This window comes from Agrobacterium sp. Azo12 (genome assembly GCF_029193765.2).
Lineage (GTDB): Bacteria > Pseudomonadota > Alphaproteobacteria > Rhizobiales > Rhizobiaceae > Agrobacterium.
Genome location: NZ_JARFYO020000001.1, coordinates 3,356,035 through 3,379,110, shown reverse-complemented (window position 1 = coordinate 3,379,110; position 23,076 = coordinate 3,356,035). Strand labels below are relative to the sequence as shown.

The window sequence follows — 23,076 nt, the reverse complement described above, 5'->3', positions numbered from 1 at the left end:
CGGTGCACGGTGCACTGTTTGAAGGATGATTTGAATGTTTCAGAACCGGACTGAAGCTCTGGCGCTTGCTCTGCCGGCAGCGATTTTTGCAGCAGCGGTTTTTCTTGTGCCGGTGTTCATGCTGCTTTCGGAGGGTTTCCACACTCCGCAAGGGTGGACATTGGGTGCCTATGTCGACTTCTTCTCAGAACCGTTGAACCAGACGGTGTTTCTGCGCACCCTTAAACTGGGCGCTATCGTGACGCTGGTGTCCGCGGTTATCGGTTATGTGGCGGCTTTTGTCATTGTCAGCTTGCCGCCTGGCTCCAAGGGTCACGCTGTCAATCTGGTCGTTTTGCCGCTGATGATTTCACCGGTTGCGCGTACCTATGCGTGGATCGTTATTCTTGGCCGCACCGGTATCGTCAATCAGGCGCTGATGTCGATCGGTTTGAGCGACGCGCCGATCCGTATCCTGTTTAGTGAAACGGCCGTGTTTATCGGTCTGTTGCAGCTTTTCCTGCCGTTGATGATCATTTCGCTGATCAGCGCGCTTGAAAACATGCCGAAGGACACGATTGCTGCTGCCCGCGTGCTCGGTGCCAACTGGTTCCAGGTGTTCTGGAAGGTCATTCTGCCGCTGACCAAAGAAGGTCTGGTGGTGGGTGGTACGCTGGTTTTCACCGGTTCGCTGACCGCCTATATCACGCCCGCCATCCTCGGCGGTTCCAAGGTGCTGATGCTTGAAACGCTGCTCTACCAGCAGGTTACGGTTTCGAACAATTTCGTATCTGCCAGCGTCATCGCCTTCATTCTCATCATCATGAGCTTTGCTGCCAACATCCTGCTCAAGCGACTGGCGACAGCGAGGAACAAGAAATGACCCAACGCCTTTTCATTCCCATTACGCTCCTGTTGGTGCTTGGCTTCCTTATCGGGCCGTTCCTGATCATTGTGGCGGCATCCTTCTCCGCCGGTGATACGCTGGCTTTTCCGCCGCAGGGTTTCTCCCTGAAATGGATCGCCAAGGTCTTTACTGTTGAGAGCTTCCGGGCAAGTTTTGCCATGTCGATGTTCCTGGCGATTGGCGGCACGTTTACGGCCCTGGTGCTCGGCATTCCCGCAGCTTACGCCATGTCGCGCTACAAGCTGCCGTTTGCCGAGACGGTCAGAACCATCGTTTCCGCGCCGATTATCGTGCCGGGCATCATCGTTGGTCTGGCGTTGCTGCGTTACTTTGTCGTGCCATTTGGCGTTGGCATTACGCTGGCTCTGTTTCTGGCGCATACGGCGCTCATCCTGCCCTATGCGGTGCGGGTGGTGTCTGCCAGCCTCAACAACCTGCGCTCGGACATTGAGGAAGCGGCTGTTCTGCTTGGCTCCTCGCGGCTTGGCGCTTTCTTCCGGGTGGTGTTGCCCAACATCCGTGGCGGCATCCTGTCCGCCTTCATTCTTGGTTTCGTAACGAGCTTCAATCAGGTGCCTGTGTCGCTGTTCCTGTCCGGTCCAGGCGTGCGCACCCTGCCCATCGACATGCTGGGCTACATGGAAATTGTTTTCGATCCGTCCGTTGCCGCGCTTTCTTCGCTCTTGGCTTTCCTTTCCATCGGCATTGTTTTCCTTGCCGAACGTTTCCTGGGGTTCTCCCGTTATGTCTGACGCAAAATATCTCTCCCTTCAGAACCTCTCGCTGGCCTACGGTAATTCGATTGCCGTCAAGGATCTCAATCTGGACATCCGCAAGGGCGAATTGCTGGCGCTGCTTGGCCCGTCGGGCTGTGGCAAGACCACGACCATGCGCGCTGTTGCCGGCCTCATGCCGATTGCCGGTGGACGGATTGATCTTGATGGCGTCGACATTACCCGCGTATCTGCCAACAAGCGTGCGGTCGGTCTGGTGTTCCAGTCCTACGCACTTTTCCCACACCTGACGGTGTTTGAGAATGTGGCCTTCGGCCTCAAGCTCAAGGGCATGACGGGCAAAAAATTGGAAGACAAGGTCAATTCCGGTCTGAAGTCGGTTGGCCTTTCCAACTTCGCATCGCGCAAGCCGGCAGAACTTTCCGGTGGTCAGCAGCAGCGTGTGGCATTGGCCCGTTCGATGGTGATGGAGCCGAAAGTGCTTCTGCTGGACGAGCCGCTGTCCAACCTCGATGCACGTCTGCGTCTTGAAATGCGCACTGAACTTCAGCGTGTTCAGAAGGAAACCGGCGTAACGATGATTTTCGTTACCCACGACCAGATCGAAGCACTGGCGCTTGCTGACCGCATCGTCGTGATGAAGGGCGGTGCCATCGAGCAGATCGGCACGCCGGAGGAGATCTATAATGCCCCGGTATCCTCTTTCGTTGCAGACTTCGTTGGCTTCGAAAATGTCTTTTCGCTTGACAATGGCCAGTTGAAAACGCCGAACGGCAATGTGGCTCTTTCTGGCCAGATCCCTGCTGCTGCAGGACTGGCCTGGCGGCCGCGCATGGTAAACCTCGGTTCCGGTCCTTTCCGGGGTACCGTGCGCGGCACGTCCTTTGCCGGCAACACACGTGAATATCTTCTCGATACGCCGCTTGGCCCGATCAAGGCGGAAACGGATGCCGCACTGCCGTCGCATGCGCTGGGTGACCAACTTGATTTTGACCTGCCGATTGAAAAAGCGGCACGTCTGAACGAGGTCTGAAATGGGCGTCTGGATCGATACCGATATGGGCTTTGACGACATTGCCGCCGTTCTGGTGGTGATGCAGTCTGGTCTTGAAATCGACGGTGTGTCGCTGGTCTTTGGCAATGCGCCACTCAAACAGGCCTGCCAGAATGCAGCAGGTGCGGTTGCGGCATTTGGCTGGGATTTTCCGATCCATAGTGGCCGCGAACTGCCGGTGCTCGGCCAGCTGGAAACTGCCGAGCGTATTCTCGGTGAAACGGGCATTCCGACGCTTGGCCGGACCCTGCCGGATGTTGGACCGCTGACCATTCCACGCGGTATGGCTTTTACCGCCTTGTGTGACTGGCTGGAAAATGGCGAAGGGGAAAAGCGTATTCTTGCGCTCGGCCCGCTCACCAATATTGCAGCTCTCTGTCTCGCGCGGCCCGATCTTGCCGAGCGAATTATCGACCTGACATGGATGGGCGGCGGCGTTACCGCAGGCAATCACACGGCATCTGCCGAGTTCAATGCCTTTGCGGACCCCGAAGCCCTTTCGATTGTCATTTCCAGCCGGCTGCCATTCCACATGGTGGATCTCGACCTTTGCCGTAAGGTCACCGCGGGCCCTGAGGATGTTGATCTGGTGCGCAACGCCGGTGGGCGCAACGCGGAGATGATTGCCGATTTCCTCGGTGGTTTCATTCGTATCGCAACCAGCCGTGGTCGCTCCTCGATGGCGCTTTATGATCCGGTTGCTGCCGTGGCGTTTTGTTATCCTGAGCTTGTGACATGGCAAAAGGCACGTATTGACGTTGAGCTGCAGGGCACGTTCACGCGTGGACGTACGGTTCTCGAAGCGCGGCCCGGTCGTGCCGTGTTCAACGCCCGTTACGGTGCGGAGGTCAATGCTGAACGTGCCCGTGACATCATTCTGAAAACCCTCGTTGTGGAGGGGGCGCGATGATGTCGGATTATCCGCAGCATGAGCCTGACGATCTGAACGTCGAGGCTCTGCGAAGCCGTGCCGTGGCGGCGGCCCGTGGTGACATGCCGTTTGATATTCTTATCGAGGGCGGCACACTCGTTGATATGGTGACGGAAGAGCTTCGGCCTGCCGATATCGGTCTCGTTGGTTCGCTGATTGCCAGTGTGCATGAGGCTGGCAGCCGGTCGGATGCCGAGCGGGTAATCGATGCCAGCGGTGCCTTCATCGCACCGGGCCTGATCGACACGCATATGCATATCGAAAGCTCCATGGTGACGCCGTCGGTTTATGCCGGTGCCGTTCTCAGTCGAGGCGTGACCAGCATCGTCTGGGACCCGCATGAATTCGGCAATGTGCATGGTGTCGATGGCGTGCGCTGGGCTGTTGAAGCGGTCAAAGGCCTCAATCTCAGAACTATCGTGCTTGCACCATCCTGCGTACCATCCGCTCCGGGTCTGGAGCAGGCCGGTGCGGATTTCGACGCCAGCGTTCTGTCGGAATTGTTGTTTTGGCCGGAAATTGGTGGCGTTGCGGAAATGATGAACATGCGCGGTGTCATCGATGGGGACCCGCGCATGAGCGCCATCATGCAGGAAGGTCTTGCCAGCGAAAAGCTGATCTGCGGCCATGCGCGCGGTCTTGCCGGTGCCGACCTCAATGCCTTCATGACAGCTGGCGTAACCTCCGACCACGAGCTGACCTCTGCCGAAGATCTGATGTCCAAGCTGCGGGCCGGCCTGACGATTGAGCTTCGCGGTTCGCATGATCACCTGCTGCCGGAATTTGTCGAAGCGTTGAACAAGCTGCGCCACCTGCCGCAAACCTTGACACTCTGCACCGACGACGTGTTTCCCGATGATCTGCTCAATGGTGGTGGACTGGATGACGTTGTGCGGCGGCTGGTTAACTACGGTCTGCCAGCAGTCTGGGCGCTGAAGGCCGCGACACTGAACGCAGCCATGCGGCTTGGTCGCTCTGACCTTGGTCTGATCGCCGCCGGAAGACGCGCTGATCTGGTACTGTTTGAGGACCTGCAAAACTTTAGGGCACGCCACGTTTTTGCAGGCGGTGTACCCGTTGCCGAAAATGGTGTGATGTCTGTGGCTCTGTCGGCTGCCGATAGCAAACCGCTGCTTGGCTCCGTGCATGTCGAAGAACTGTCTGCCGATGATTTTCGGGTGAAATCTGCCGGCAACAGAGTTCGTCTTGCGACCATTGATCGGCCGCGCTTTACCCAATGGGGTGAAACGGAAGCCGAGGTCGTTGATGGTTTTGTCGTGCCACCAGAGGGAACAACCATGATTTCGGTTGTTCACCGTCATGGCAAGGCGACTGCCAAACCCCGCACCGGTTTCCTTGTCGGGTGGGGAGAGTGGGACGGTGCATTTGCCACCACAGTTGCCCATGACAGCCACAACCTCACGGTGTTTGGTGGCAACGTCGAAGACATGGCACTGGCTGCCAATGCGGTCATCAAGGCAGGCGGTGGTATGGCCGTTGCGTCGAAGGGTAAAGTGACGGCGCTGCTGCCGTTGCCATTGTCAGGATTGGTGTCTGAGGCGCCACTTTCCGAGGTATCTTCTGCCTTTGAAAAGGTTCGCGAAGCTGTGGGCAATGTTGTTGAGTGGCAACCGCCTTATCTGGTGTTCAAGGCCTGCTTTGGTGCAACGCTTGCCTGCAATGTTGGTCCACATCAGACCGATATGGGCATTGCTGATGTCGTCACCGGGAAGGTCATGACAAGCCCTGTTCTTGCCGTTATCGGCTAAGATACCAACCTTGTCACCCCCGTCGCTTAGGGCGGGGGTGACGTCTGTTGACCGTCAAGTTTTCATTCGGCCAGCAATTCCTGCTCGACCAATGTCGACCAGAAGGCCACGCCCGAGGCGATGGCGTCATCGTTGAAGTCATAGGATGTGTTGTGGTGCAGCGCGCCGTCCACGGCTGGACCATTGCCCAGCCAGACATAACAGCCCGGCACCTTGCCTGAGAAGAACGAGAAATCATCGCCGGCCGTTGACGGTGGGAAGCTGGTTTGTGTTTTTGATCCAAACACAGTTTGCGCTGCCGACAAAGCCCGCTTTGTTGCGTCTGCATCGTTCACGACAGGTGGAATGCGGCGTTCAAATTCATAGGAAACCTCAATGCCGAACATGGCGGCGGTGCCATGTGCGAGGCGACCGATTTCTTCCTCAAGCTGGTCTCGCACATGCGGTGTGTAGGCGCGGGCAGTTCCGCCGATTTCAACGATATCCGGAATGACATTCAGAGCCTTTGGATTGCCAGCCTGCACGGAGCATGCGCTAACGACAGCTGGCTGTAGCGGGTCAACCACCCGGCCGACAATGCTTTGCAGAGAGGCCAGAAACGTTCCGGCTGCCGTCACCGGGTCGCGGCCCAGATGCGGTTTTGCACCATGGGTACCAACGCCTTTGAAAGTGATGCGCCAGCTGTCGGACGAGGCAAGTTGCGGGCCTTCGACCACAGCCATTTCATCGGTTGCCAGTCCCGGCATATTGTGCAGGCCGTAGACTGCATCGCATGGAAACAGATCAAAGAAACCGTCTTCCAGCATTTTGCGCGCACCGCCACGACCTTCTTCGGCTGGCTGGAAAATGAAATGGACTGTGCCTGAAAAATTGCGGGTTTCGGCGAGATAACGTGCAGCACCCAACAGCATGGTGGTGTGTCCATCATGGCCGCAGGCATGCATTTTTCCGGCGACGGTCGACTTGTACGGCCGCTCTGCCACTTCCGGCATGGCAAGCGCATCCATGTCGGCACGCAGGCCGATTGTTCTGGTGCCGTTGCCAATCTGCAGCGTGCCGACAACGCCGGTCTTGCCCAAGCCGCGATGGATTTTTACGCCTGCTTCTTCCAGCAGTTTTGCAACGATATCGCTCGTGCGCTCTTCTTCAAAACCAAGCTCGGGGTGGGCATGCAAGTCCCGGCGCAGTGCAGTCAGAAACGGCACGTCTTTTGATATTCTGTCCTGCATGGGCATTGCGGTATTCCTGCTGGTAAATGGAACCGGAAACGAACGGCGGTTCCTGTCTGTCGAAATGTCCGCCAAGCTTATAGTCCGTAGCGGCTGGAAACAAATCAGAATTGGTTCTGCGGCGCTAATTATCCGAAAACCGCGTACACTTTTTGATCTGATGCTTTATAAGCGCGGCAATCAGTGAAATGAACAGCAACCTCTGAATTGACTGACCTTTTCCAGCACTCAGAGCAAGGTACCCGATATGCTCCCTCACGAATTCTGGCAGGAAATCCACGCAGCTGGCAGTTTTGATGTTTCCGGCCCCCATGGCGGATTTTATCCAGCAAGTCTTGAAGATGGACGGCAGATTTGCCTGCCAATTCGTCCGCTTGCCGATGGCCAGCATGCGCTTGCGTCGCTGATCGTCAATCAGGCCAGTTTTGCGGTGCTGGATGCGCTGGCGGAAAACCTTGCCGCGAAGCTTAGAACCTATGATCCCGATGTGATTGTTGGTTTACCGACACTGGGACTGACCCTTGCCTCGGAAGTTGCCCGTAAGCTTGGCCACACACGGTATGTGCCGCTCGGGACATCGCGCAAGTTCTGGTACCTGGACGAATTGTCGGTGCCGCTTTCCTCCATCACCACACCGGACCAGCAGAAACGCCTCTATATAGACCCGCGCATGTTGCCTCTGATGGAGGGGAAAAGAATAGCGCTTGTTGATGATGTGATCTCCAGCGGAACATCGATTATTGCCGGTTTGTCGCTGCTTGCAGCGCGTGGATTGGCTCCTGTGGTGATTGGTGCGGCCATGCTGCAATCCGACCGTTGGCGTGACCGGGTTTCCTCCTCGGATCCGGATTGGCAGGCGAAGGTTTATGGCGTGTTTCACACGCCTCTTCTTGGCAAAACGCAAGGCGGTTGGATGGCTTAACTTTACCCCTCTGAGGAACTGGTGAAAAAAGCGTCGTGATGAAAAATCCGGCTTGCACTCTTTAAGGATATGTTCTTAGCTTTGAATACGACAGATATTCGAGCCTTTGGAGGTTGCCTCCGGTAAAGGCTGCTCGCGCGGTGACATTCCGGCATCTGCCAGACAAAACGGCCATTATGGCTGCCCGCCCAAACCGTATCGGACATTCCTGCATGCAATTGATTTTTGATGGTCACAATGATGTTTTGCTTCGCTTGTGGCACAACAGCAAAACCGGCGCGGATCCCGTTGCCGAGTTTATGAAAGGTACCAAAGAGGGGCACATGGATGCGCCTCGCTGCAAGGCTGGCGGTGTGGCTGGTGGGCTTTGTGCGATCTATATACCCTCGGGTGATCTGGTTCTGAAAGAGCCGGATGAAAACGGTCACTACGAGACGCCTCTGGCTGCGCCGCTGGAGCGGTCCCCCTCTCTCGATATTGCGCTTGAGAAAGCAGCGATTGCCCTGAAGCTCGACCAGGCCGGTGCCTGGAGACTGTGCCGCAGCACCGCCGACATTCGCAAGGCGATGGCGGATGGCGTGTTTGCTGCTGTCATGCATATGGAAGGCTGTGAGGCGATCGGGGCTGATCTCGATGCGTTGGAGGTGTTTTATGCGGCGGGCCTGCGCTCTCTCGGTCCGGTTTGGAGCCGTCACAACATTTTCGGCCATGGTGTTCCATTCGCCTATCCAATGACGACGGATACCGGACCTGGACTGACCGATGCCGGTTTTGAACTGGTGCGTGCGTGCAACCGCCTGGGTATTCTGATCGATCTTTCGCACATCACCGAACAAGGCTTCTGGGATGTAGCAAAGACCAGCGAACAGCCATTGATTGCCAGCCACTCCAATGCGCATGCATTGACGCCGGTCGCCCGCAACCTGACCGACAAGCAGATGGACGCAATCAAGGAAAGCAAGGGACTTGCAGGCCTCAACTATGCCGTGACCATGCTGCGTGCCGACGGTCGCAATGACGGCAACACGCCAATTTCCGACATGATCCGCCATATCGACTACATGGTTGAGCGCATGGGAATTGATTGTGTGGCGCTTGGTTCTGATTTCGACGGTGCAACTATTCCGGAAGAAATTTCCGATGCGAGTGGCAACCATATTCTGGTTGCCGCGCTTCAAAACGCGGGATACGGTGAAGAAGATATAGCTAAAATATGCCGGGAAAACTGGCTTAGGGTTCTGGCTCAAGCGTGGCATGAGCCAGTGAAAGGTTGAGTGCAGTCGTACTCACAGAAAAGGGGAAACTATGATTAAGTCGTTCAATAAAAACATGCGTATTCTCAGCACCAGTGCTGTGCTCGCCCTGTCGGTTGCATTTGCACCGCAGGTGTTTGCTGCAACACCGGCGGACACGCTGGTCGAAGGGTTCGCAATCGACGACATTATTTCGCTCGATCCGGGTGAGGCGTTCGAGCTGTCGGCTGCGGAAGTGACCGGTAACACCTATAGCAAGCTGGTCACCATCAATATTGACGATACGTCCAAGGTGATTGGCGATCTGGCCGATAGCTGGACGATCTCTGACGATGGCATGACCTATACGTTCAAGCTGAAGTCGGGCCTGAAGTTTGCTTCCGGCAACCCGATTACGGCTGCTGACGTTGCGTTCTCGTTTGAGCGTGCAGTCAAGCTTGATAAATCCCCTGCATTCCTGCTGACGCAGTTCGGCCTGACTGGCGACAACGTCACTGAAAAGGCGAAGGCTTCAGACGATGCAACCTTCGTCCTGACAGTCGACAAGGCCTATGCACCGAGCTTCGTTCTCAACGTGCTGACCTCTACTGTTGCGTCCGTTATCGACAAAAAGCTGATCGAGGAAAAGGCAAAGGCCGTTACTCCGACCGACGACTACAAATATGAAACAGATTTCGGCAACGAATTCCTGAAGACCGGTTACGCCGGTTCCGGCCCGTACAAGATCCTTGGCTGGAAGGCTAACGAAGCGGTTATTCTGGAAGCCAACACCAACTATTACGGTGAAGCACCAAAGCTGAAGCGTGTCGTTTACCGTCACATGAAGGAAAGCTCGGGCCAGCGTCTGGCGCTGGAAAATGGTGACATCGACGTTGCCCGTAACCTTGAGCCAGGCGACATGGAAGCCGTTTCCAAGAAGGAAGGCCTCTCGGTTACCTCAGCACCAAAGGGCACCGTCTATTACTTCAGCCTCAACCAGAAAAACGAGAACCTGAAGAAGCCTGAAGTTATCGAGGCCTTCAAATACCTCGTTGATTACGACGCCATTGGCGAAACCCTGATTAAGGGCATCGGCGAAATCCACCAGACATTCCTGCCAAAGGGCCAGTTGGGTGCACTCGACGAGAACCCATACAAGCTGGACGTTGCCAAGGCCAAGGAACTGCTGGCAAAGGCCGGTCTTGCTGATGGCTTCACTGTCACCATGGATGTTCGCAACACGCAGCCGGTAACCGGCATTGCCGAAAGCGTCCAGCAAACACTTGCGCAGGCTGGCATCAAGCTGGAAATCATTCCAGGTGACGGCAAGCAGACACTGACCAAGTATCGTGCACGCACGCACGACATCTACATCGGCCAGTGGGGCTCGGACTATTTCGACCCGAACTCCAATGCTGAAACCTTCACCATCAACTATGACAACTCCGACGAAGGCAAGAACAAGACACTTGCCTGGCGCAACGCCTGGGACGTGCCTGAGCTGACGAAGGAAACACAGTCTGCGCTTCTGGAAAAAGACAATGCTAAGCGTGCGGCGATTTACGAAGACCTGCAGAAGAAAGTTCTCGAAAGCGGTCCGTTTGTCGTGATTTTCCAGCAGACAGAAGTTGCCGGTTATTCCGCCAAACTGAAGGGTTTCAAGCTTGGTCCGAGCTTTGACACCAACTTCGTTTTCCCGATCTCCAAGGATTGATCCGTAAGGGATCACGCTTTTGAGCATCGTGGATTCAAAACCAAAGGCAAGGCGCGGCAAAAGCCGCGCCAACGCACGCCTTAAAGCCGTTCTCGGCTTCGCCCTTACCGTCATCACGACCTTCTTGGGTCTGTTGGCCGTAACCTTCTTTATCGGTCGTGTTGTGCCTATCGATCCGGCTTTGGCCATCGTGGGAGACCGTGCACCGGCGCATGTTGTGGAACGGGTGCGTGAGCAACTCGGCCTCAATCTGCCTTTGTGGCATCAATTCATCATTTACATCCGGCAGGCACTGTCGGGTGATTTCGGCATCTCCGTTCTCACGACCAACCCGGTCATGCAGGACATCAAGCGCGTTTTCCCCGCCACCATGGAGCTTGCCACGATTGGTACGCTGATCGGTGCGGTGTTCGGTATTCCGCTTGGTGTATTGGCGGCTGTCAAACGTGGCAGCTTTATCGACCAGATCGTTCGCATCATTGGACTTGTTGGTTATTCTGTGCCGATCTTCTGGCTCGGACTTCTGGCTCTTCTGGTATTTTATGCGCAGCTGAACTGGGTAGCCTATCCCGGGCGTATTGATATCGTTTACGAATTTACGTTTACGCCCATTACCGGCTTTTATCTGTTCGATGCCGCATGGCAGGGGCAATGGGATGTTTTGTGGGACCTGTTCCGTCACATCATTCTGCCGTCCGGTCTGCTCGGCTATTTCTCTCTTGCCTATATCAGCCGCATGACGCGCAGCTTCATGCTGAATGAACTGGCACAGGAATATGTCGTGGCAGCTCGCGCCAAAGGTCTTTCCGAGGCCCGCATCATCTGGTTCCACGCACTGCGCAATGCTGCCGTGCCGCTGATGACGGTGATTGCACTGTCCTATGCCGGATTGCTGGAAGGCTCGGTGCTGACGGAAACAATCTTCGCATGGCCCGGTCTCGGGCTGTATATTACCAATTCGCTTCAGAATGCGGACATGAATGCCGTGCTGGGTGGTACCATCGTTGTGGGTGCCGTTTTCGTCGGTATCAACCTGTTGTCCGACCTGCTGTACCGCACACTCGATCCGAGGACGCGCAGCCGATGAATACACTGACTACACTTAAACCCTATAGCCGTGAATGGCTGCTGTCAGACCGTCCAACCTCGCGCAAGCAGGCACGGCTTGGTCGTGCCTATATTATCTGGCGCCGGTTTTCTGAAAACCGGCTGGCGCTTGCTGGTCTCGGTATTATTCTGGCTCTTATTCTGGTGGCCATTTTTGCGGATGTGCTGGCGCCGCACTCACCGGTACAGGGCGATTTGCGCAATGCGCGCCTTATGCCACCGGGAACGGCAGGGTACTGGCTTGGCACTGACGATCAGGGACGCGATATCCTGTCGCGTCTTATCCACGGTTCGCGGCTAACGCTGTTTGTCGTTGGACTGGTGGCGATCATTGCAGCACCTGTCGGATTGATCATCGGTACGGTTTCCGGTTATGCCGGTGGCTGGGTCGATGCGGTTCTGATGCGCATTACCGATATCTTTCTGGCATTTCCAAAGCTGGTTCTGGCGCTTGCGTTGGTTGCGGCTCTGGGACCGGGTATTGAAAATGCGGTTCTGGCGATTGCGCTGACCTCATGGCCTCCTTACGCGCGTATTGCCCGTGCAGAGACCATGACCTTCCGCAATTCGGACTTCATTGCCGCTGTGCAGTTGATGGGTGCTTCACCGCTTCGCATCGTGCTGAAGCACGTCATGCCGCTGTGCATGTCGTCGCTGATCGTGCGTGTGACGCTGGATATGGCCGGCATCATCCTGACGGCTGCTGGTCTCGGTTTTCTCGGCCTTGGCGCACAGCCGCCGCTGCCTGAATGGGGTGCGATGATCGCGTCCGGGCGTCGTTTCATTCTCGACCAGTGGTGGGTTGCCGCAATGCCAGGTATCGCCATTCTCGTCGTCAGCCTTGGTTTCAACCTGCTGGGTGATGGTCTGCGTGATGCGCTTGACCCGAAGGAGGCTGGACAATGACGCCGCTTCTGACGGTTGAAAACCTGCGAGTGACCTTCCCGACACGAACGGGCGAGGTGCAAGCGGTGCGTGGCGTATCGTTTACGCTTGGCAAGGAACGTCTGGGCATCGTGGGTGAATCCGGCTCCGGCAAATCACAGACGGGCAGGGCCATTATGGGCCTGACACCGGCACACGCGAAAATCGAGGCAGACCGTCTCGAATTTGCGGGCGAGGATTTGCTTGGCATGTCCGCCGGCAGACGGCGGGCGTTGCGTGGCAAGCGTGTTGCTATGATCCTGCAGGACCCGAAATATTCGCTCAACCCTGTCATGACGATTGGTCGCCAGATTGTTGAAACGCTGAAAACGCATGAGCGCATCGGATCTTCCGAGGCACGCAAGCGGGCTTTGGACATGCTGGAAGCGGTACAGATCCGTGACCCGGAACGTGTGTTCAATCTTTATCCGCATGAAGTCTCAGGCGGCATGGGCCAGCGCGTCATGATTGCCATGATGCTGGTCTGCGGGCCAGAACTGCTGATTGCCGATGAACCGACGTCTGCGCTCGATGTGACGGTGCAGCTGGAAGTGCTTGGCATTCTCGACAAGCTTGTGACCGAGCGTGGCATGGGGCTGATTTTTGTGTCCCATGATTTGCGACTGGTGTCGTCCTTCTGTGACCGGGTTATCGTGATGTATGCAGGGCGGGTGGTTGAAGAACTGCCTTCCGCAGACCTTGCCTCGGCCAAACATCCCTACACGCAGGGGCTTTTGAAATGTCTTCCGCAGATCGGTGATGATCGTCATCCGCTGCCGGTTCTGGAACGCAAACCGGAGTGGGCGCTATGACGGCTGTACTTTCTGTTCGTGACATGGTGGTCGCCTATGATGATTTCGTGGCGCTTGATCAGGTCAGTGTTGATGTGGCGCAGGGCGAATCCTTCGGCATCGTGGGTGAATCCGGCTCTGGTAAATCCACGCTGCTGCGTGCGATTGCCGGGCTTGCCTCTTTTGAGGAGGGCAGCCTTTCGGTTGCCGGACGCTCCTATAAAGGCAAAAAGCGCGATAAGAGCTTTTACCGCGACGTGCAGATGGTGTTTCAGGATCCCTATGGTTCGCTGCATCCGCGCCAGACGGTGGATGCTCTGCTGTTGGAGCCGCTTGTCATTCACGGCATGGATAATCGCGAGCAGCGTATATCGCGTGCGCTCGACGAGGTTGGTCTCGGTGCGGGTTTCCGCTTCCGTTATTCGCATCAGCTCTCCGGTGGCCAGCGTCAACGTATTGCCATTGCCCGTGCGTTGATCGTAGAGCCAAAAATCCTGCTGCTGGATGAGCCGACGTCTGCTCTCGATGCTTCCATTCAGGCTGAAATCCTCAACCTGTTGGAGGCGGCACGCAAGAAGCGCAAGCTGACCTTCGTCATGGTCAGCCACGACCTTGGCGTCATCAGCCATATGTGTGAACGCCTGGCGGTGATGAAAAGCGGCAAGGTTGTGGAGATGCTGGCTGCAAAGGCACTGGAAACCCGCGAGTTTTCTGCCGATTACACACACAAGCTGCTTGTTGCGAGCGAGGGTTTCCGCCGTAACTGAGCAAGACGTCTGTCTCGCGATCCATCTCATTCCTGTGCGTGTCAGGAATGAGATGTTTTCGCGTGACATTATCTCCCCTATGCTCCGCCCGTTTTAGAAGGATTTCTGCCGGATGAACCTGCGTGCATTGCTGTATTTCGACGAACTGGTGCGCACCAACTCGATGCGTGCGGCAGCGGAAAACCTCAACGTTGCGCCAACCGCCATCAGCCGCCAGATTGAAAATCTCGAAGAGTATTTCGGAACACAACTCGTGGAACGATCCAGCCGGGGTGTGACGCTGACGGCTGCCGGTGAATTTCTGGCCGCACGGGCAGGTAAGACCCTGCGTGAACTCGATCAGGTCCATCAGCTGATCGATGACCTGAAGGGGCTAGAGCGTGGACAGGTAACAATCTATGCCAATGGCGCGGCGGTTTCGAGCCTGCTTGCACCGGTTCTTGCGCAGTTTAGCCGGACCTATCCCAAACTGCGTTTTGAAGTGCGGATCACCAGCGCCCGTCAGGCCATCGATGCGCTTGTCTCCGCGCAGGCCGATATTGCCATCACGCTGTTTGCGCCAAAGACCGCTGAGGTCAAAATCCGCGCCCGTCGCGAAATCGCCTATGATGTCATTCTCCCGGCTGGCCATGCTCTTGCCAGTAAAGATGGCATATCACTCGCAGACCTTGCGACCCTGCCATTGGCGCTTCCGGAAAGGAATTTTGCGGCACGACAGGCCTTTGATGCTCTGTTTGGAGAGGCCGGGATTTCTTGTGAACCGGTGGTAACGGCAAGTTCACTCGAAATTCTGAAAGAGCTCGTCCTTGATGAAACCGCCGTGACCGTATTGCCTGCCATGGCGGTCAAACGCGAGATCAAGTCCGGGCAGATGGTGGCAATTCCCCTTGTTGGCACAAAGGGCGTTCGCACTTATGTCGAGCTTTGTGTTGCGCCAGACCGGGAGCTGTCCTTCGCCGCTTCAACACTTGCCGATTTCATCGAGCACTTTATGCAGCAATCTATTTCAAAGTAGGTGGTTGATTTCTACCCCAGACTTCGTGTAGCGATTTCGGCAACGCGATGAACACAAAATGTTTGCGCGATTTTGCGAATATACGGCCAGTGTGTTTCTTTGCTGTTGCCGCCTAACGGGGGATAATGATGCGCAGTTCTTTTTCTCAGCCGGTACAGCTGACGCGGCGTGTCGCGCTTGGCATTGCGTTCAGTGGTATGCTGGCACTGTCTTTTGTTCCTGCACCCGTATTGGCTGCACCCAAGACCACGCTTGCTCTTGGCATGGGCATAGAGCCAGCAGGGCTTGATCCGACCATTGCCGCACCTGTCGCTATCGGTCAGGTGACATGGCAGAATATTTTTGAAGGTCTGGTCCGCATCGACCATGACGGCAAGATCCAGCCACAGCTGGCTGAAAGCTGGACGATATCTGACGATGGCAAGACCTACACATTCAAGCTGCACAGTGGTGTCAGCTTCCATGATGGCGAAGCGTTCGATTCGTCCGTTGCCAAGTTTGCGCTGGACCGGGCGCGTGGCGATGCATCGGTTAACCCGCAAAAACGGTTCTTTACCTCGATTGATACGATCGACACGCCTGATGCCACCACTCTCGTCATCAAACTGAAGCAACCCGCCGGCAGTCTGCTGTACTGGCTGGGCTGGCCGGCATCGGTAATGGTTGCTCCGAAATCTGCGGAGAACAACAAGACCACGCCCGTCGGTACCGGACCATTCAAGTTTGTGAACTGGGCCAAGGGCGACAAGGTCGAACTGGTTCGCAACGATGCTTATTGGGACAGCTCCGCATCGATCCAGCTTGAAAAGGCGACTTTCCGTTTCATCACCGACCCGCAAGCGCAGGCTGCAGCCCTCAAAGCTGGTGATGTTGATGCGTTTCCGGAGTTTGGTGCACCGGAACTGATGCATTCCTTTGGTGGCGACAAGCGTCTGGTGACCGTCATCGGCAATACCGAATTGAAGGTTGTTGCGGGAATGAACAATACCCGCAAGCCTTTTGACGACAAGCGGGTTCGTCAGGCCCTGATGATGGCCGTGGATCGTTCAGCCGTTATAGAAGGTGCATGGTCTGGTTATGGTACGGCGATTGGCAGCCACTACACGCCCAATGACCGCGCCTATGTCGATATGACCGGCACATACCCGTACGACCCTGAAAAGGCGAAGGCACTGCTGGCTGAGGCCGGGTACGCCAATGGCCTGACGTTTACGATCAAGGCGCCACAGATGGCCTATTCCCAGCGTACATCGCAAGTCCTTCAGGCGATGTTTGCGGAAATTGGCGTAACGATGAATATCGAAACGACGGAGTTTCCGGCCAAATGGGTTTCCGATGTGCTGAAGGGTGCAGACTACGACATGACCATTGTCGCGCATGCCGAGCCGATGGACATCGATATCTACTCACGGGATCCCTACTACTTCAATTATCGCAACCCGGCCTTCAATGAGATCATCCGCAATGTCGAGATGACGCCTGACATTGCCCAGCAGGATGCGCTCTACGAAGACGCACAGGAAATTCTGGCCAAGGATGTGCCAGCGCTGTTCCTGTTCGTGATGCCAAAACTGGGCGTCTGGGACGGGAAGCTGAAGGGATTATGGGAAAACGAACCTATTCCGTCTAACGTCCTGAGCGACGTTCATTGGGAAGAGTAACCCTTTAGTTTACAGGTTGAGAGACGTGGTGTGACCGCCGTGTTGTGGAAGGTATTATGCTGAAACTCGTCGGTCGCCGTCTTCTCAATCTGATGCTGACCCTAGCTGTCGTCTCCGTGCTGATCTTTTTTGTGATGGGGCTGCTGCCGGGTGATCCGGCGGCCATCATGCTTGGAACATCGGCAAGTCCAGAAACACTTGCGGCCCTTCAACAACAACTTGGCTTGGACCAGCCGTTGCCACTGCGCTATCTGCACTGGCTGGCCGGTGTTTTGCAGGGCGATCTCGGGCAGTCCATCACCTATGGCGTGCCGGTGACGGGTCTTGTTCTGGAACGGCTGAAGGTCACAGTGCCACTGGCGTTGATGGCTATTGTGCTGTCCATCGCCATTGCCTTGCCACTCGGTGTGCATGCGGCCAGAAACCGCAACAGGGCGTTTGATGTGGTGGCTGGCATGTTCTCTTATGTCAGCATAGCGGTGCCCGGTTTCTGGGTTGGGCTGTTGCTGATCATTCTGTTTTCAACATTGCTGGGCTGGATGCCAGCCGGTGGTTTTCCCGGCTGGCAGGCTGGCATTGCTGCCAGTTTGCAGGCGCTTGTCATGCCAGCGGTTGCACTGGCGCTTTCACAGGCCGGTGTGCTGACACGGGTCAGCCGGTCGGCCGTGCTGGAAGTGCTGAATGAGGATTATGTCCGCACGGCGCGCGCCAAGGGTTTAAGCGAGGCTGCCACCATCTGGCGCCACGCAGTGCCCAACGCGCTGGTTCCTGTGGTGACGATGATCGGATTGCAGTTCACATTCCTGATTGCCGGAACTGTACTTGTCGAGAATGTTTTCAACCTGCCCGGATTGGGCAGGCTTGCCTATCAGGCCCTGACACAGCGTGATATCATTGTCATGCAAAGCGTGATCATGTTTTTCTGCGCTCTGGTTATCATCATGAATTTCCTTGTCGATCTGGCTTACCTCTTCATCGACCCTCGCTTGAGAGAGCAGGTGTCATGACGATATCCGCTATACGTCGCCCGATCTTCATGAGCGGTTTGGTCATAACCATGCTGTTGCTGGCCATGGCCGTGTTGTCGCTATTCTGGACGCCGTATTCGCCCACGAAAATGCAGATCGCCAACAAGCTCAAGGCACCGCTGGAGCAGGGGTTGCTTGGCACGGATCATTTCGGGCGTGACGTTCTGTCGATGCTGATGGTGGGCGCTTGGAACTCACTTTCGATCTCGCTGATTGCCGTGGCGCTCGGTGCCAGTGTTGGCAGCCTGATCGGTGTTGTGGTGGCCGCCAAACGAGGCGTGACAGAAAACGTCGTCATGCGCCTGTGCGATATCATCTTTGCTTTACCGCCCATCCTTTCGGCGATGATGCTTGGCGCATTTATTGGTGCCGGACGTTTCACGGCCATCGTCGCGATTGCCGTGTTCATGGTGCCGGTGTTTGCGCGATTGACGCTGGGCTCAGCGCTTCAAATCTGGACGCGTGATTATGTTACCGCAGCCATTGCCATGGGGCGCAGTCGTCTGCAGATCACGCAGGCGCATATTCTGCCGAATATTGCCCATATCATTACTGTGCAGATTACAATCCAACTTGGTCTTGCCATTCTCACCGAAACGGGCCTGAGTTTCCTTGGTCTTGGCATGCCACCACCAACCCCAACCTGGGGTCGTATGCTGTCGGAAGCACAAACTTATCTGGGTGTGGCGCCGTGGCTTGCCATCATGCCGGGTATTGCCATTGCGCTTGCCGTGCTTGGTTTCAATATGTTGGGAGATGGTTTGCGAGACTTGTTGGATCCTCGCTCGCGCTCAACCTGAAATCGGCACCCCTGAATATAGTAGCAACATTTATCTATCTGTTTTTGCTTTTATTTTCTAATTGACGCCTGTTGTTCATAGTGACCGTCGTTGCCACTGTCAATTTGCCTGTTAATGCGTGGTGCAACATGATTATCAGGCGTATCCTGACAGGCACTGTTTGACAGCGGCCTGCAAATAATGGCAGCAAAACAGGGCGGGATTCTTGAGAAAGGCGCTGTTGAATGGCAAAGCGGTCCGAGACTGGCAGTCGTCTGGATGATGCAGCACGTGCTGGCTGGCTCTATTATGTTGCTGGACGCACGCAGGATGAAATAGCTGCTGCCATGAGCATTTCGCGCCAGACCGCGCAGCGTCTCGTGTCGCTGGCAGTGGCTGAGCGTCTCATTAAAGTCCGGCTGGATCATCCCATCGCTGCATGCCTTGAAAAGGCAGAAGCCCTGCGTCAGAAATTCGACCTTCGATATATTGAGGTGGTACCGAGCGACCCCGAGGGGATTTCGAGCACGGTCGGTATTGGCGAGGCCGCAGCGGCAGAGATCGAGCGATGGTTGAAACGGCCAGACCCTATCGTGCTTGCGGTGGGTACCGGCCGCACGCTGAAAGTCGCAGTGGATCAATTGCCGCCGATGGAGTGCCCGCAGCACCGGATCGTTTCGTTGACCGGTAATATCGGACCAGATGGCTCCGCCGCCTATTACAACGTCATCTTCAGCATGGCTGATGCCATCAAGGCGCGCCACTTTCCAATGCCGCTGCCGGTTTTATGTTCTTCGCCCGAGGAGCGCGAGCTGCTGCATGATCAACCGCTTGTCCGCTCGACCCTGGCGTTGGGCACAGCCGCTGACGTGACCTTTGTCGGTGTTGGTGAAATGGGTGAGAACGCGCCTCTGTGTCTCGATGGTTTCCTTGGTGTCGACGAGATGAGGGCACTTGTTGCTCAGGGTGCAGCCGGGGAAATCTGCGGCTGGATGTATGATGAGAATGGCCACATCCTCGACAACGTCGTTAACCAGCGCGTCGCGAGTGTGCCGCTTCCGTCTCGCGACACTTCTGTCGTTATTGGCATCGCGCAGGGGCAACGTAAATTACTGCCCATGCTGGCTGCTTTGCGGGGACGTTTGCTCAATGGTTTGATTACCGACGAACGTGCTGCCGAATATTTGCTCTCTCACTGAGCAAAAAATAATTATTCGTTTTCATGTCGTTAATTGCCGGTCGCATCAATGTGACAGGGCGGGGCTTGACTTTATCTTGCCTTAAGTGAGTAATTGCCCTGGAGCAAAGCGAATGCTCAATTTTCTTCTGGGAGGAAGATATGACATTGAAAACAATTTTGCTGGGCGCATGCTCGGCGCTCGCCTTTGCGGGCATGGCTTCGGCTGAAACCCTCACCATCGCAACCGTCAACAATGGCGACATGATCCGTATGCAGGGTCTGACGGAAGACTTCACGTCCAAGAACCCAGACATCAAGCTGGAATGGGTTACGCTGGAAGAGAACGTTCTGCGTGAACGCGTCACCACGGACATTGCCACCAAGGGCGGTCAGTATGACGTGCTGACAATTGGCAACTACGAAGTTCCAATCTGGGCCAAGCAGGGCTGGCTTCTTCCTCTTGAGAAGCTGGGCGATAACTACGACGTTGATGACCTTCTGCCTGCTATCCGCGGTGGTCTGTCGGTTGAGGGCAAACTTTACGCGGCGCCGTTCTATGGCGAATCCGCGATGATCATGTACCGCAAGGACCTGTTCGAAAAAGCTGGTCTGAAGATGCCGGAAAACCCGACATGGGAATTCATTGGCGATGCTGCACGCAAGATTACCGATCGTTCTGCAGACATCAACGGCATGTGCCTTCGCGGCAAGGCTGGCTGGGGTGAGAACATGGCGTTCATCACTGCTCTTGCCAATTCTTACGGTGGTCGCTGGTTCGATGAAAACTGGAAACCGCAGTTCGATCAGCCTGAGTGGAAAAATGCCCTTCAGTTCTACGTAGACCTGATGAAGGATGCCGGTCCTTCCGGTGCCTCCTCCAACGGCTTCAACGAAAACCTGACATTGTTCCAGCAGGGCAAATGCGGCATGTGGATTGATGCCACGGTTGCTGCCTCCTTCGTGTCCAACCCGAAGGATTCTACCGTTGCTGACAAGGTCGGCTATGCGCTGTTCCCAACGCAGGGTGAATTGAAGAACCACGGCAACTGGTTGTGGTCCTGGAACCTTGCCATTCCTGCCAGCTCGCAGAAGTCGGAAGCTGCCGAAAAATTCATTTCGTGGGCAACAAGCAAGGATTACACCGCGCTTGTAGCCGCTAAGGAAGGCTGGTCAAACGTTCCTCCGGGCACACGCACCTCGCTCTATAAGAACGAAGAATACAAGAAGGCGGCTCCATTTGCCGAGCCGACCCTTGCAGCGATGGATGCGGCTGACATAACCAAACCAACGGTGAAGCCAGTGCCGTACACAGGTGGCCAGTTCGTGGCTATTCCTGAGTTCCAGGCACTCGGTACAACGGTTGGCCAGCTTTTCTCTGCTGTGGTTGCCGGTCAGTCCAGCGTTGATGACGCCCTTGCCGGCGCGCAGTCCACCGCGACGCGCGAAATGACCCGCTCCGGTTACATCAAGTAATCCTCCTGAAGACCACTGTCCGGCACCTGGTGCCGGGCAGTGGGCATGCACTGACTGCTTGAGTTGGTCGGGCATGGGCCTGCGTTGACACCCATTCAAAACAAGAAAATGCCAGACGTTGTTTGCTGATCAAACAAGGAACGTCATTGGGAGGGAGCCGCATCGATGGCTACGCAAAATACAAAAAATCTGGCGCGCGTGATGATGGCGCCCTCCGTTTTGCTGCTGCTGGTCTGGATGATCGTGCCGCTGGCAATGACGCTCTGGTTCTCTTTCCAGAACTATAATCTGCTGAACCCGGCCAATGTCAGTTTCGCAGGTCTGTTCAATTACAAGTTCTTCTACACCGATCCGGCCTTTTTCCAGTCGATCTGGAACACGCTGGTGATCGTTGGCGGCGTGCTGCTGATCACCGTCATCGGTGGCATCGCCATTGCACTGTTGCTCGACCAGCCGATTTTCGGTCAGGGCATCGTGCGTATCATGATTATCTCGCCGTTTTTCGTCATGCCGCCGGTCGCCGCGCTGATCTGGAAAAACATGATCATGCATCCCGGTTATGGGGTGCTGGCGGACTTGAACAGGTTATTCGGGTTTCAACCGGTCGACTGGTTTTCACAGTTTCCATTGTTATCAATTGTTATCATCGTCGCGTGGCAGTGGTTGCCTTTCGCAACGCTCATTCTGTTGACGGCCATGCAATCGCTTGACGGTGAACAGAAGGAAGCGGCCGAAATGGACGGTGCCAACTTCATCAACCGGTTCATTTATCTGGTGCTGCCGCATCTGGCGCGCGCAATTACTGTCGTCATCCTTATCCAGACGATCTTCCTGCTTGGCGTCTATGCGGAAATCCTTGTCACGACCAATGGCGGCCCGGGCTACGCTTCGACCAATCTTGCCTTCCTCATCTACCGCACAGCTTTGCTGGGCTATGATGTAGGCGGAGCTTCCGCTGGCGGTATCATCGCCGTTGTACTGGCCAATGTGGTTGCCATCTTCCTGATGCGCGCCGTTGGCAAGAACCTGGACCGATAGGAGGCTTTGTCATGGCTCGCCAAATTACCAAAGGAAGAAAAATCGGTCTGACAATTGCTGCCTGGGCTGTTGCGCTGATTATCTTTTTCCCCATTCTCTACGCATTCATCACCAGCATAAAGACCGAGCCGGAAGCAATTGCCGGCTTCAGCCTCTGGCCATCGGGAACGTTTGAAAACTATGTCACCGTCAACACGCAGCGGGACTATTTCAAGCCGTTCATGAACTCGGTCATCCTGTCGGTTGGCTCAACCATCCTGGCGCTGATCGTTGCTATACCGGCGGCCTGGGCAATGGCATTTTCGCCGACCAAGCGCACCAAGGATATTCTGATGTGGATGCTTTCCACCAAGATGATGCCTGCTGTTGCTGTGCTGGTGCCGATCTACCTGATGTTCCGTGATGCCGGTCTGCTGGATTCCCGCATCGGTCTGACCGTCATGCTGATGTTGATCAACCTGCCGATCGTGGTCTGGATGCTTTACACCTACTTCCGTGAAATCCCGGGTGAAATTCTCGAAGCGGCCAGAATGGATGGCGCCTCACTCTGGAATGAAATCGTGCATGTGCTGACACCGATGGCAGTGCCGGGTATCGCATCTACGCTTCTGCTGAATGTCATCCTGGCATGGAACGAGTCCTTCTGGACCATCCGTCTTACGACCACGAATGCTGCTCCGTTGACGGCGTTCATCGCGTCTTTCTCCAGCCCTCAGGGTCTATTTTGGGCAAAGCTTTCGGCAGCATCCATGATGGCGATTGCACCAATCCTCGTTCTTGGCTGGTTTTCCCAGAAGCAACTCGTTCGCGGCCTCACCTTCGGCGCGGTCAAATAAGGATAA

22 protein-coding genes are annotated in these 23,076 nt (G+C 55.7%); 20 read left to right on the top strand and 2 right to left on the bottom strand.

The features are described from left to right. The first annotated feature begins 34 nt into the window (after positions 1 to 34). Genes PYL13_RS16055 through PYL13_RS16035 form a run of 5 tightly spaced genes read left to right on the top strand, consistent with a single transcriptional unit; the run spans position 35 to position 5,374 of the window. Positions 35 to 862 (top strand): ABC transporter permease, encoded by an 828-nt coding sequence (locus PYL13_RS16055; protein ID WP_275641972.1) that lies wholly within the window; start codon positions 35 to 37, stop codon positions 860 to 862. Next, the gene (locus PYL13_RS16050) at positions 859 to 1,638 is read left to right on the top strand and encodes an ABC transporter permease (protein WP_250982305.1); all 780 of its coding nucleotides are present in this window, start codon (positions 859 to 861) and stop codon (positions 1,636 to 1,638) included. The genes PYL13_RS16055 and PYL13_RS16050 overlap by 4 nt, the downstream gene beginning before the upstream one ends. Next, complete coding sequence (locus PYL13_RS16045) at positions 1,631 to 2,653, top strand: ABC transporter ATP-binding protein (protein WP_275641971.1); 1,023 nt, start codon at positions 1,631 to 1,633, stop codon at positions 2,651 to 2,653. The genes PYL13_RS16050 and PYL13_RS16045 overlap by 8 nt, the downstream gene beginning before the upstream one ends. A 1-nt stretch (position 2,654) precedes the next feature. Further along, a complete protein-coding gene (locus PYL13_RS16040; RefSeq protein ID WP_275641970.1) occupies positions 2,655 to 3,584 on the top strand; it encodes a nucleoside hydrolase in 930 nt (309 codons plus the stop codon). Beyond that, positions 3,581 to 5,374, top strand: a complete 1,794-nt coding sequence (locus PYL13_RS16035) for an adenine deaminase (protein ID WP_441296648.1) — start codon at positions 3,581 to 3,583, stop codon at positions 5,372 to 5,374. Before PYL13_RS16040 ends, PYL13_RS16035 begins: the two co-directional genes overlap by 4 nt. A 62-nt stretch (positions 5,375 to 5,436) precedes the next feature. On the opposite strand, the gene PYL13_RS16030 is transcribed toward PYL13_RS16035, so the two are convergent. Beyond that, a complete protein-coding gene (locus PYL13_RS16030) occupies positions 5,437 to 6,609 on the bottom strand; it encodes a M20 aminoacylase family protein (RefSeq protein ID WP_275641969.1) in 1,173 nt (390 codons plus the stop codon). A 241-nt stretch (positions 6,610 to 6,850) separates the two neighbouring features. On the opposite strand from PYL13_RS16030, the gene PYL13_RS16025 reads away from it, so the two are divergent. Beyond that, on the top strand, positions 6,851 to 7,525 hold the full coding sequence (locus tag PYL13_RS16025; RefSeq protein ID WP_275641968.1) for a phosphoribosyltransferase: 675 nt from the start codon (positions 6,851 to 6,853) through the stop codon (positions 7,523 to 7,525). A 2-nt stretch (positions 7,526 to 7,527) separates the two neighbouring features. Here the strand turns inward: PYL13_RS16025 and PYL13_RS16020 are convergent, their stop codons facing one another. Next, positions 7,528 to 7,848, bottom strand: a complete 321-nt coding sequence (locus PYL13_RS16020; protein ID WP_275642059.1) for a hypothetical protein — start codon at positions 7,846 to 7,848, stop codon at positions 7,528 to 7,530. Between PYL13_RS16020 and PYL13_RS16015 the strand changes: the two genes are divergently transcribed. From PYL13_RS16015 to PYL13_RS15950, 14 genes are all read left to right on the top strand, one after another. Then, positions 7,738 to 8,799, top strand: a complete 1,062-nt coding sequence (locus tag PYL13_RS16015) for a dipeptidase (RefSeq protein WP_275641967.1) — start codon at positions 7,738 to 7,740, stop codon at positions 8,797 to 8,799. The genes PYL13_RS16020 and PYL13_RS16015 overlap by 111 nt on opposite strands. Positions 8,800 to 8,830: 31 nt before the next feature. Continuing rightward, the gene (locus PYL13_RS16010) at positions 8,831 to 10,471 is read left to right on the top strand and encodes an ABC transporter substrate-binding protein (protein ID WP_275641966.1); all 1,641 of its coding nucleotides are present in this window, start codon (positions 8,831 to 8,833) and stop codon (positions 10,469 to 10,471) included. Between the two features lie 28 nt (positions 10,472 to 10,499). Then, a complete protein-coding gene (locus PYL13_RS16005; RefSeq protein ID WP_405049369.1) occupies positions 10,500 to 11,558 on the top strand; it encodes an ABC transporter permease in 1,059 nt (352 codons plus the stop codon). Further along, complete coding sequence (locus PYL13_RS16000) at positions 11,555 to 12,484, top strand: ABC transporter permease (protein ID WP_259142388.1); 930 nt, start codon at positions 11,555 to 11,557, stop codon at positions 12,482 to 12,484. The genes PYL13_RS16005 and PYL13_RS16000 overlap by 4 nt, the downstream gene beginning before the upstream one ends. Further along, on the top strand, positions 12,481 to 13,314 hold the full coding sequence (locus tag PYL13_RS15995; protein ID WP_275641965.1) for an ABC transporter ATP-binding protein: 834 nt from the start codon (positions 12,481 to 12,483) through the stop codon (positions 13,312 to 13,314). Before PYL13_RS16000 ends, PYL13_RS15995 begins: the two co-directional genes overlap by 4 nt. Beyond that, positions 13,311 to 14,060, top strand: a complete 750-nt coding sequence (locus PYL13_RS15990) for an ABC transporter ATP-binding protein (RefSeq protein ID WP_275641964.1) — start codon at positions 13,311 to 13,313, stop codon at positions 14,058 to 14,060. Before PYL13_RS15995 ends, PYL13_RS15990 begins: the two co-directional genes overlap by 4 nt. 112 nt (positions 14,061 to 14,172) lie before the next feature. Continuing rightward, positions 14,173 to 15,075: a LysR family transcriptional regulator gene (locus tag PYL13_RS15985; protein WP_275641963.1), complete on the top strand. Its 903-nt coding sequence runs from the start codon at positions 14,173 to 14,175 to the stop codon at positions 15,073 to 15,075. A 125-nt stretch (positions 15,076 to 15,200) separates the two neighbouring features. Next, positions 15,201 to 16,736, top strand: coding sequence for an ABC transporter substrate-binding protein (locus PYL13_RS15980; RefSeq protein WP_275641962.1), 1,536 nt, complete (start codon positions 15,201 to 15,203; stop codon positions 16,734 to 16,736). A gap of 56 nt (positions 16,737 to 16,792) precedes the next feature. Beyond that, on the top strand, positions 16,793 to 17,743 hold the full coding sequence (locus PYL13_RS15975; RefSeq protein WP_275641961.1) for an ABC transporter permease: 951 nt from the start codon (positions 16,793 to 16,795) through the stop codon (positions 17,741 to 17,743). Further along, on the top strand, positions 17,740 to 18,564 hold the full coding sequence (locus PYL13_RS15970; protein ID WP_275641960.1) for an ABC transporter permease: 825 nt from the start codon (positions 17,740 to 17,742) through the stop codon (positions 18,562 to 18,564). The genes PYL13_RS15975 and PYL13_RS15970 overlap by 4 nt, the downstream gene beginning before the upstream one ends. Before the next feature lie 224 nt (positions 18,565 to 18,788). After that, positions 18,789 to 19,742 (top strand): sugar-binding transcriptional regulator, encoded by a 954-nt coding sequence (locus PYL13_RS15965; protein ID WP_275641959.1) that lies wholly within the window; start codon positions 18,789 to 18,791, stop codon positions 19,740 to 19,742. Positions 19,743 to 19,882: 140 nt separating this feature from the next. After that, a complete protein-coding gene (locus tag PYL13_RS15960; RefSeq protein ID WP_275641958.1) occupies positions 19,883 to 21,196 on the top strand; it encodes an ABC transporter substrate-binding protein in 1,314 nt (437 codons plus the stop codon). 165 nt (positions 21,197 to 21,361) lie between these two features. Then, a complete protein-coding gene (locus PYL13_RS15955) occupies positions 21,362 to 22,234 on the top strand; it encodes a carbohydrate ABC transporter permease (RefSeq protein ID WP_275641957.1) in 873 nt (290 codons plus the stop codon). 11 nt (positions 22,235 to 22,245) lie between these two features. After that, positions 22,246 to 23,070: a carbohydrate ABC transporter permease gene (locus PYL13_RS15950; RefSeq protein WP_192488008.1), complete on the top strand. Its 825-nt coding sequence runs from the start codon at positions 22,246 to 22,248 to the stop codon at positions 23,068 to 23,070. The last annotated feature ends 6 nt before the right edge of the window (positions 23,071 to 23,076 follow it).

What these genes read in the sequence shown, in the direction of transcription:
- PYL13_RS16055 (WP_275641972.1), top strand. Translation starts at nt 35, where the DNA reads ATGTTTCAGAACCGGACTGAAGCTCTGGCGCTTGCTCTGCCGGCAGCG.
- PYL13_RS16050 (WP_250982305.1), top strand. Translation starts at nt 859, where the DNA reads ATGACCCAACGCCTTTTCATTCCCATTACGCTCCTGTTGGTGCTTGGC.
- PYL13_RS16045 (WP_275641971.1), top strand. Translation starts at nt 1,631, where the DNA reads ATGTCTGACGCAAAATATCTCTCCCTTCAGAACCTCTCGCTGGCCTAC.
- PYL13_RS16040 (WP_275641970.1), top strand. Translation starts at nt 2,655, where the DNA reads ATGGGCGTCTGGATCGATACCGATATGGGCTTTGACGACATTGCCGCC.
- PYL13_RS16035 (WP_441296648.1), top strand. Translation starts at nt 3,581, where the DNA reads ATGATGTCGGATTATCCGCAGCATGAGCCTGACGATCTGAACGTCGAG.
- PYL13_RS16030 (WP_275641969.1), bottom strand. Translation starts at nt 6,609, where the DNA reads ATGCCCATGCAGGACAGAATATCAAAAGACGTGCCGTTTCTGACTGCA.
- PYL13_RS16025 (WP_275641968.1), top strand. Translation starts at nt 6,851, where the DNA reads ATGCTCCCTCACGAATTCTGGCAGGAAATCCACGCAGCTGGCAGTTTT.
- PYL13_RS16015 (WP_275641967.1), top strand. Translation starts at nt 7,738, where the DNA reads ATGCAATTGATTTTTGATGGTCACAATGATGTTTTGCTTCGCTTGTGG.
- PYL13_RS16010 (WP_275641966.1), top strand. Translation starts at nt 8,831, where the DNA reads ATGATTAAGTCGTTCAATAAAAACATGCGTATTCTCAGCACCAGTGCT.
- PYL13_RS16000 (WP_259142388.1), top strand. Translation starts at nt 11,555, where the DNA reads ATGAATACACTGACTACACTTAAACCCTATAGCCGTGAATGGCTGCTG.
- PYL13_RS15995 (WP_275641965.1), top strand. Translation starts at nt 12,481, where the DNA reads ATGACGCCGCTTCTGACGGTTGAAAACCTGCGAGTGACCTTCCCGACA.
- PYL13_RS15990 (WP_275641964.1), top strand. Translation starts at nt 13,311, where the DNA reads ATGACGGCTGTACTTTCTGTTCGTGACATGGTGGTCGCCTATGATGAT.
- PYL13_RS15985 (WP_275641963.1), top strand. Translation starts at nt 14,173, where the DNA reads ATGAACCTGCGTGCATTGCTGTATTTCGACGAACTGGTGCGCACCAAC.
- PYL13_RS15980 (WP_275641962.1), top strand. Translation starts at nt 15,201, where the DNA reads ATGATGCGCAGTTCTTTTTCTCAGCCGGTACAGCTGACGCGGCGTGTC.
- PYL13_RS15975 (WP_275641961.1), top strand. Translation starts at nt 16,793, where the DNA reads ATGCTGAAACTCGTCGGTCGCCGTCTTCTCAATCTGATGCTGACCCTA.
- PYL13_RS15970 (WP_275641960.1), top strand. Translation starts at nt 17,740, where the DNA reads ATGACGATATCCGCTATACGTCGCCCGATCTTCATGAGCGGTTTGGTC.
- PYL13_RS15965 (WP_275641959.1), top strand. Translation starts at nt 18,789, where the DNA reads ATGGCAAAGCGGTCCGAGACTGGCAGTCGTCTGGATGATGCAGCACGT.
- PYL13_RS15960 (WP_275641958.1), top strand. Translation starts at nt 19,883, where the DNA reads ATGACATTGAAAACAATTTTGCTGGGCGCATGCTCGGCGCTCGCCTTT.
- PYL13_RS15955 (WP_275641957.1), top strand. Translation starts at nt 21,362, where the DNA reads ATGGCTACGCAAAATACAAAAAATCTGGCGCGCGTGATGATGGCGCCC.
- PYL13_RS15950 (WP_192488008.1), top strand. Translation starts at nt 22,246, where the DNA reads ATGGCTCGCCAAATTACCAAAGGAAGAAAAATCGGTCTGACAATTGCT.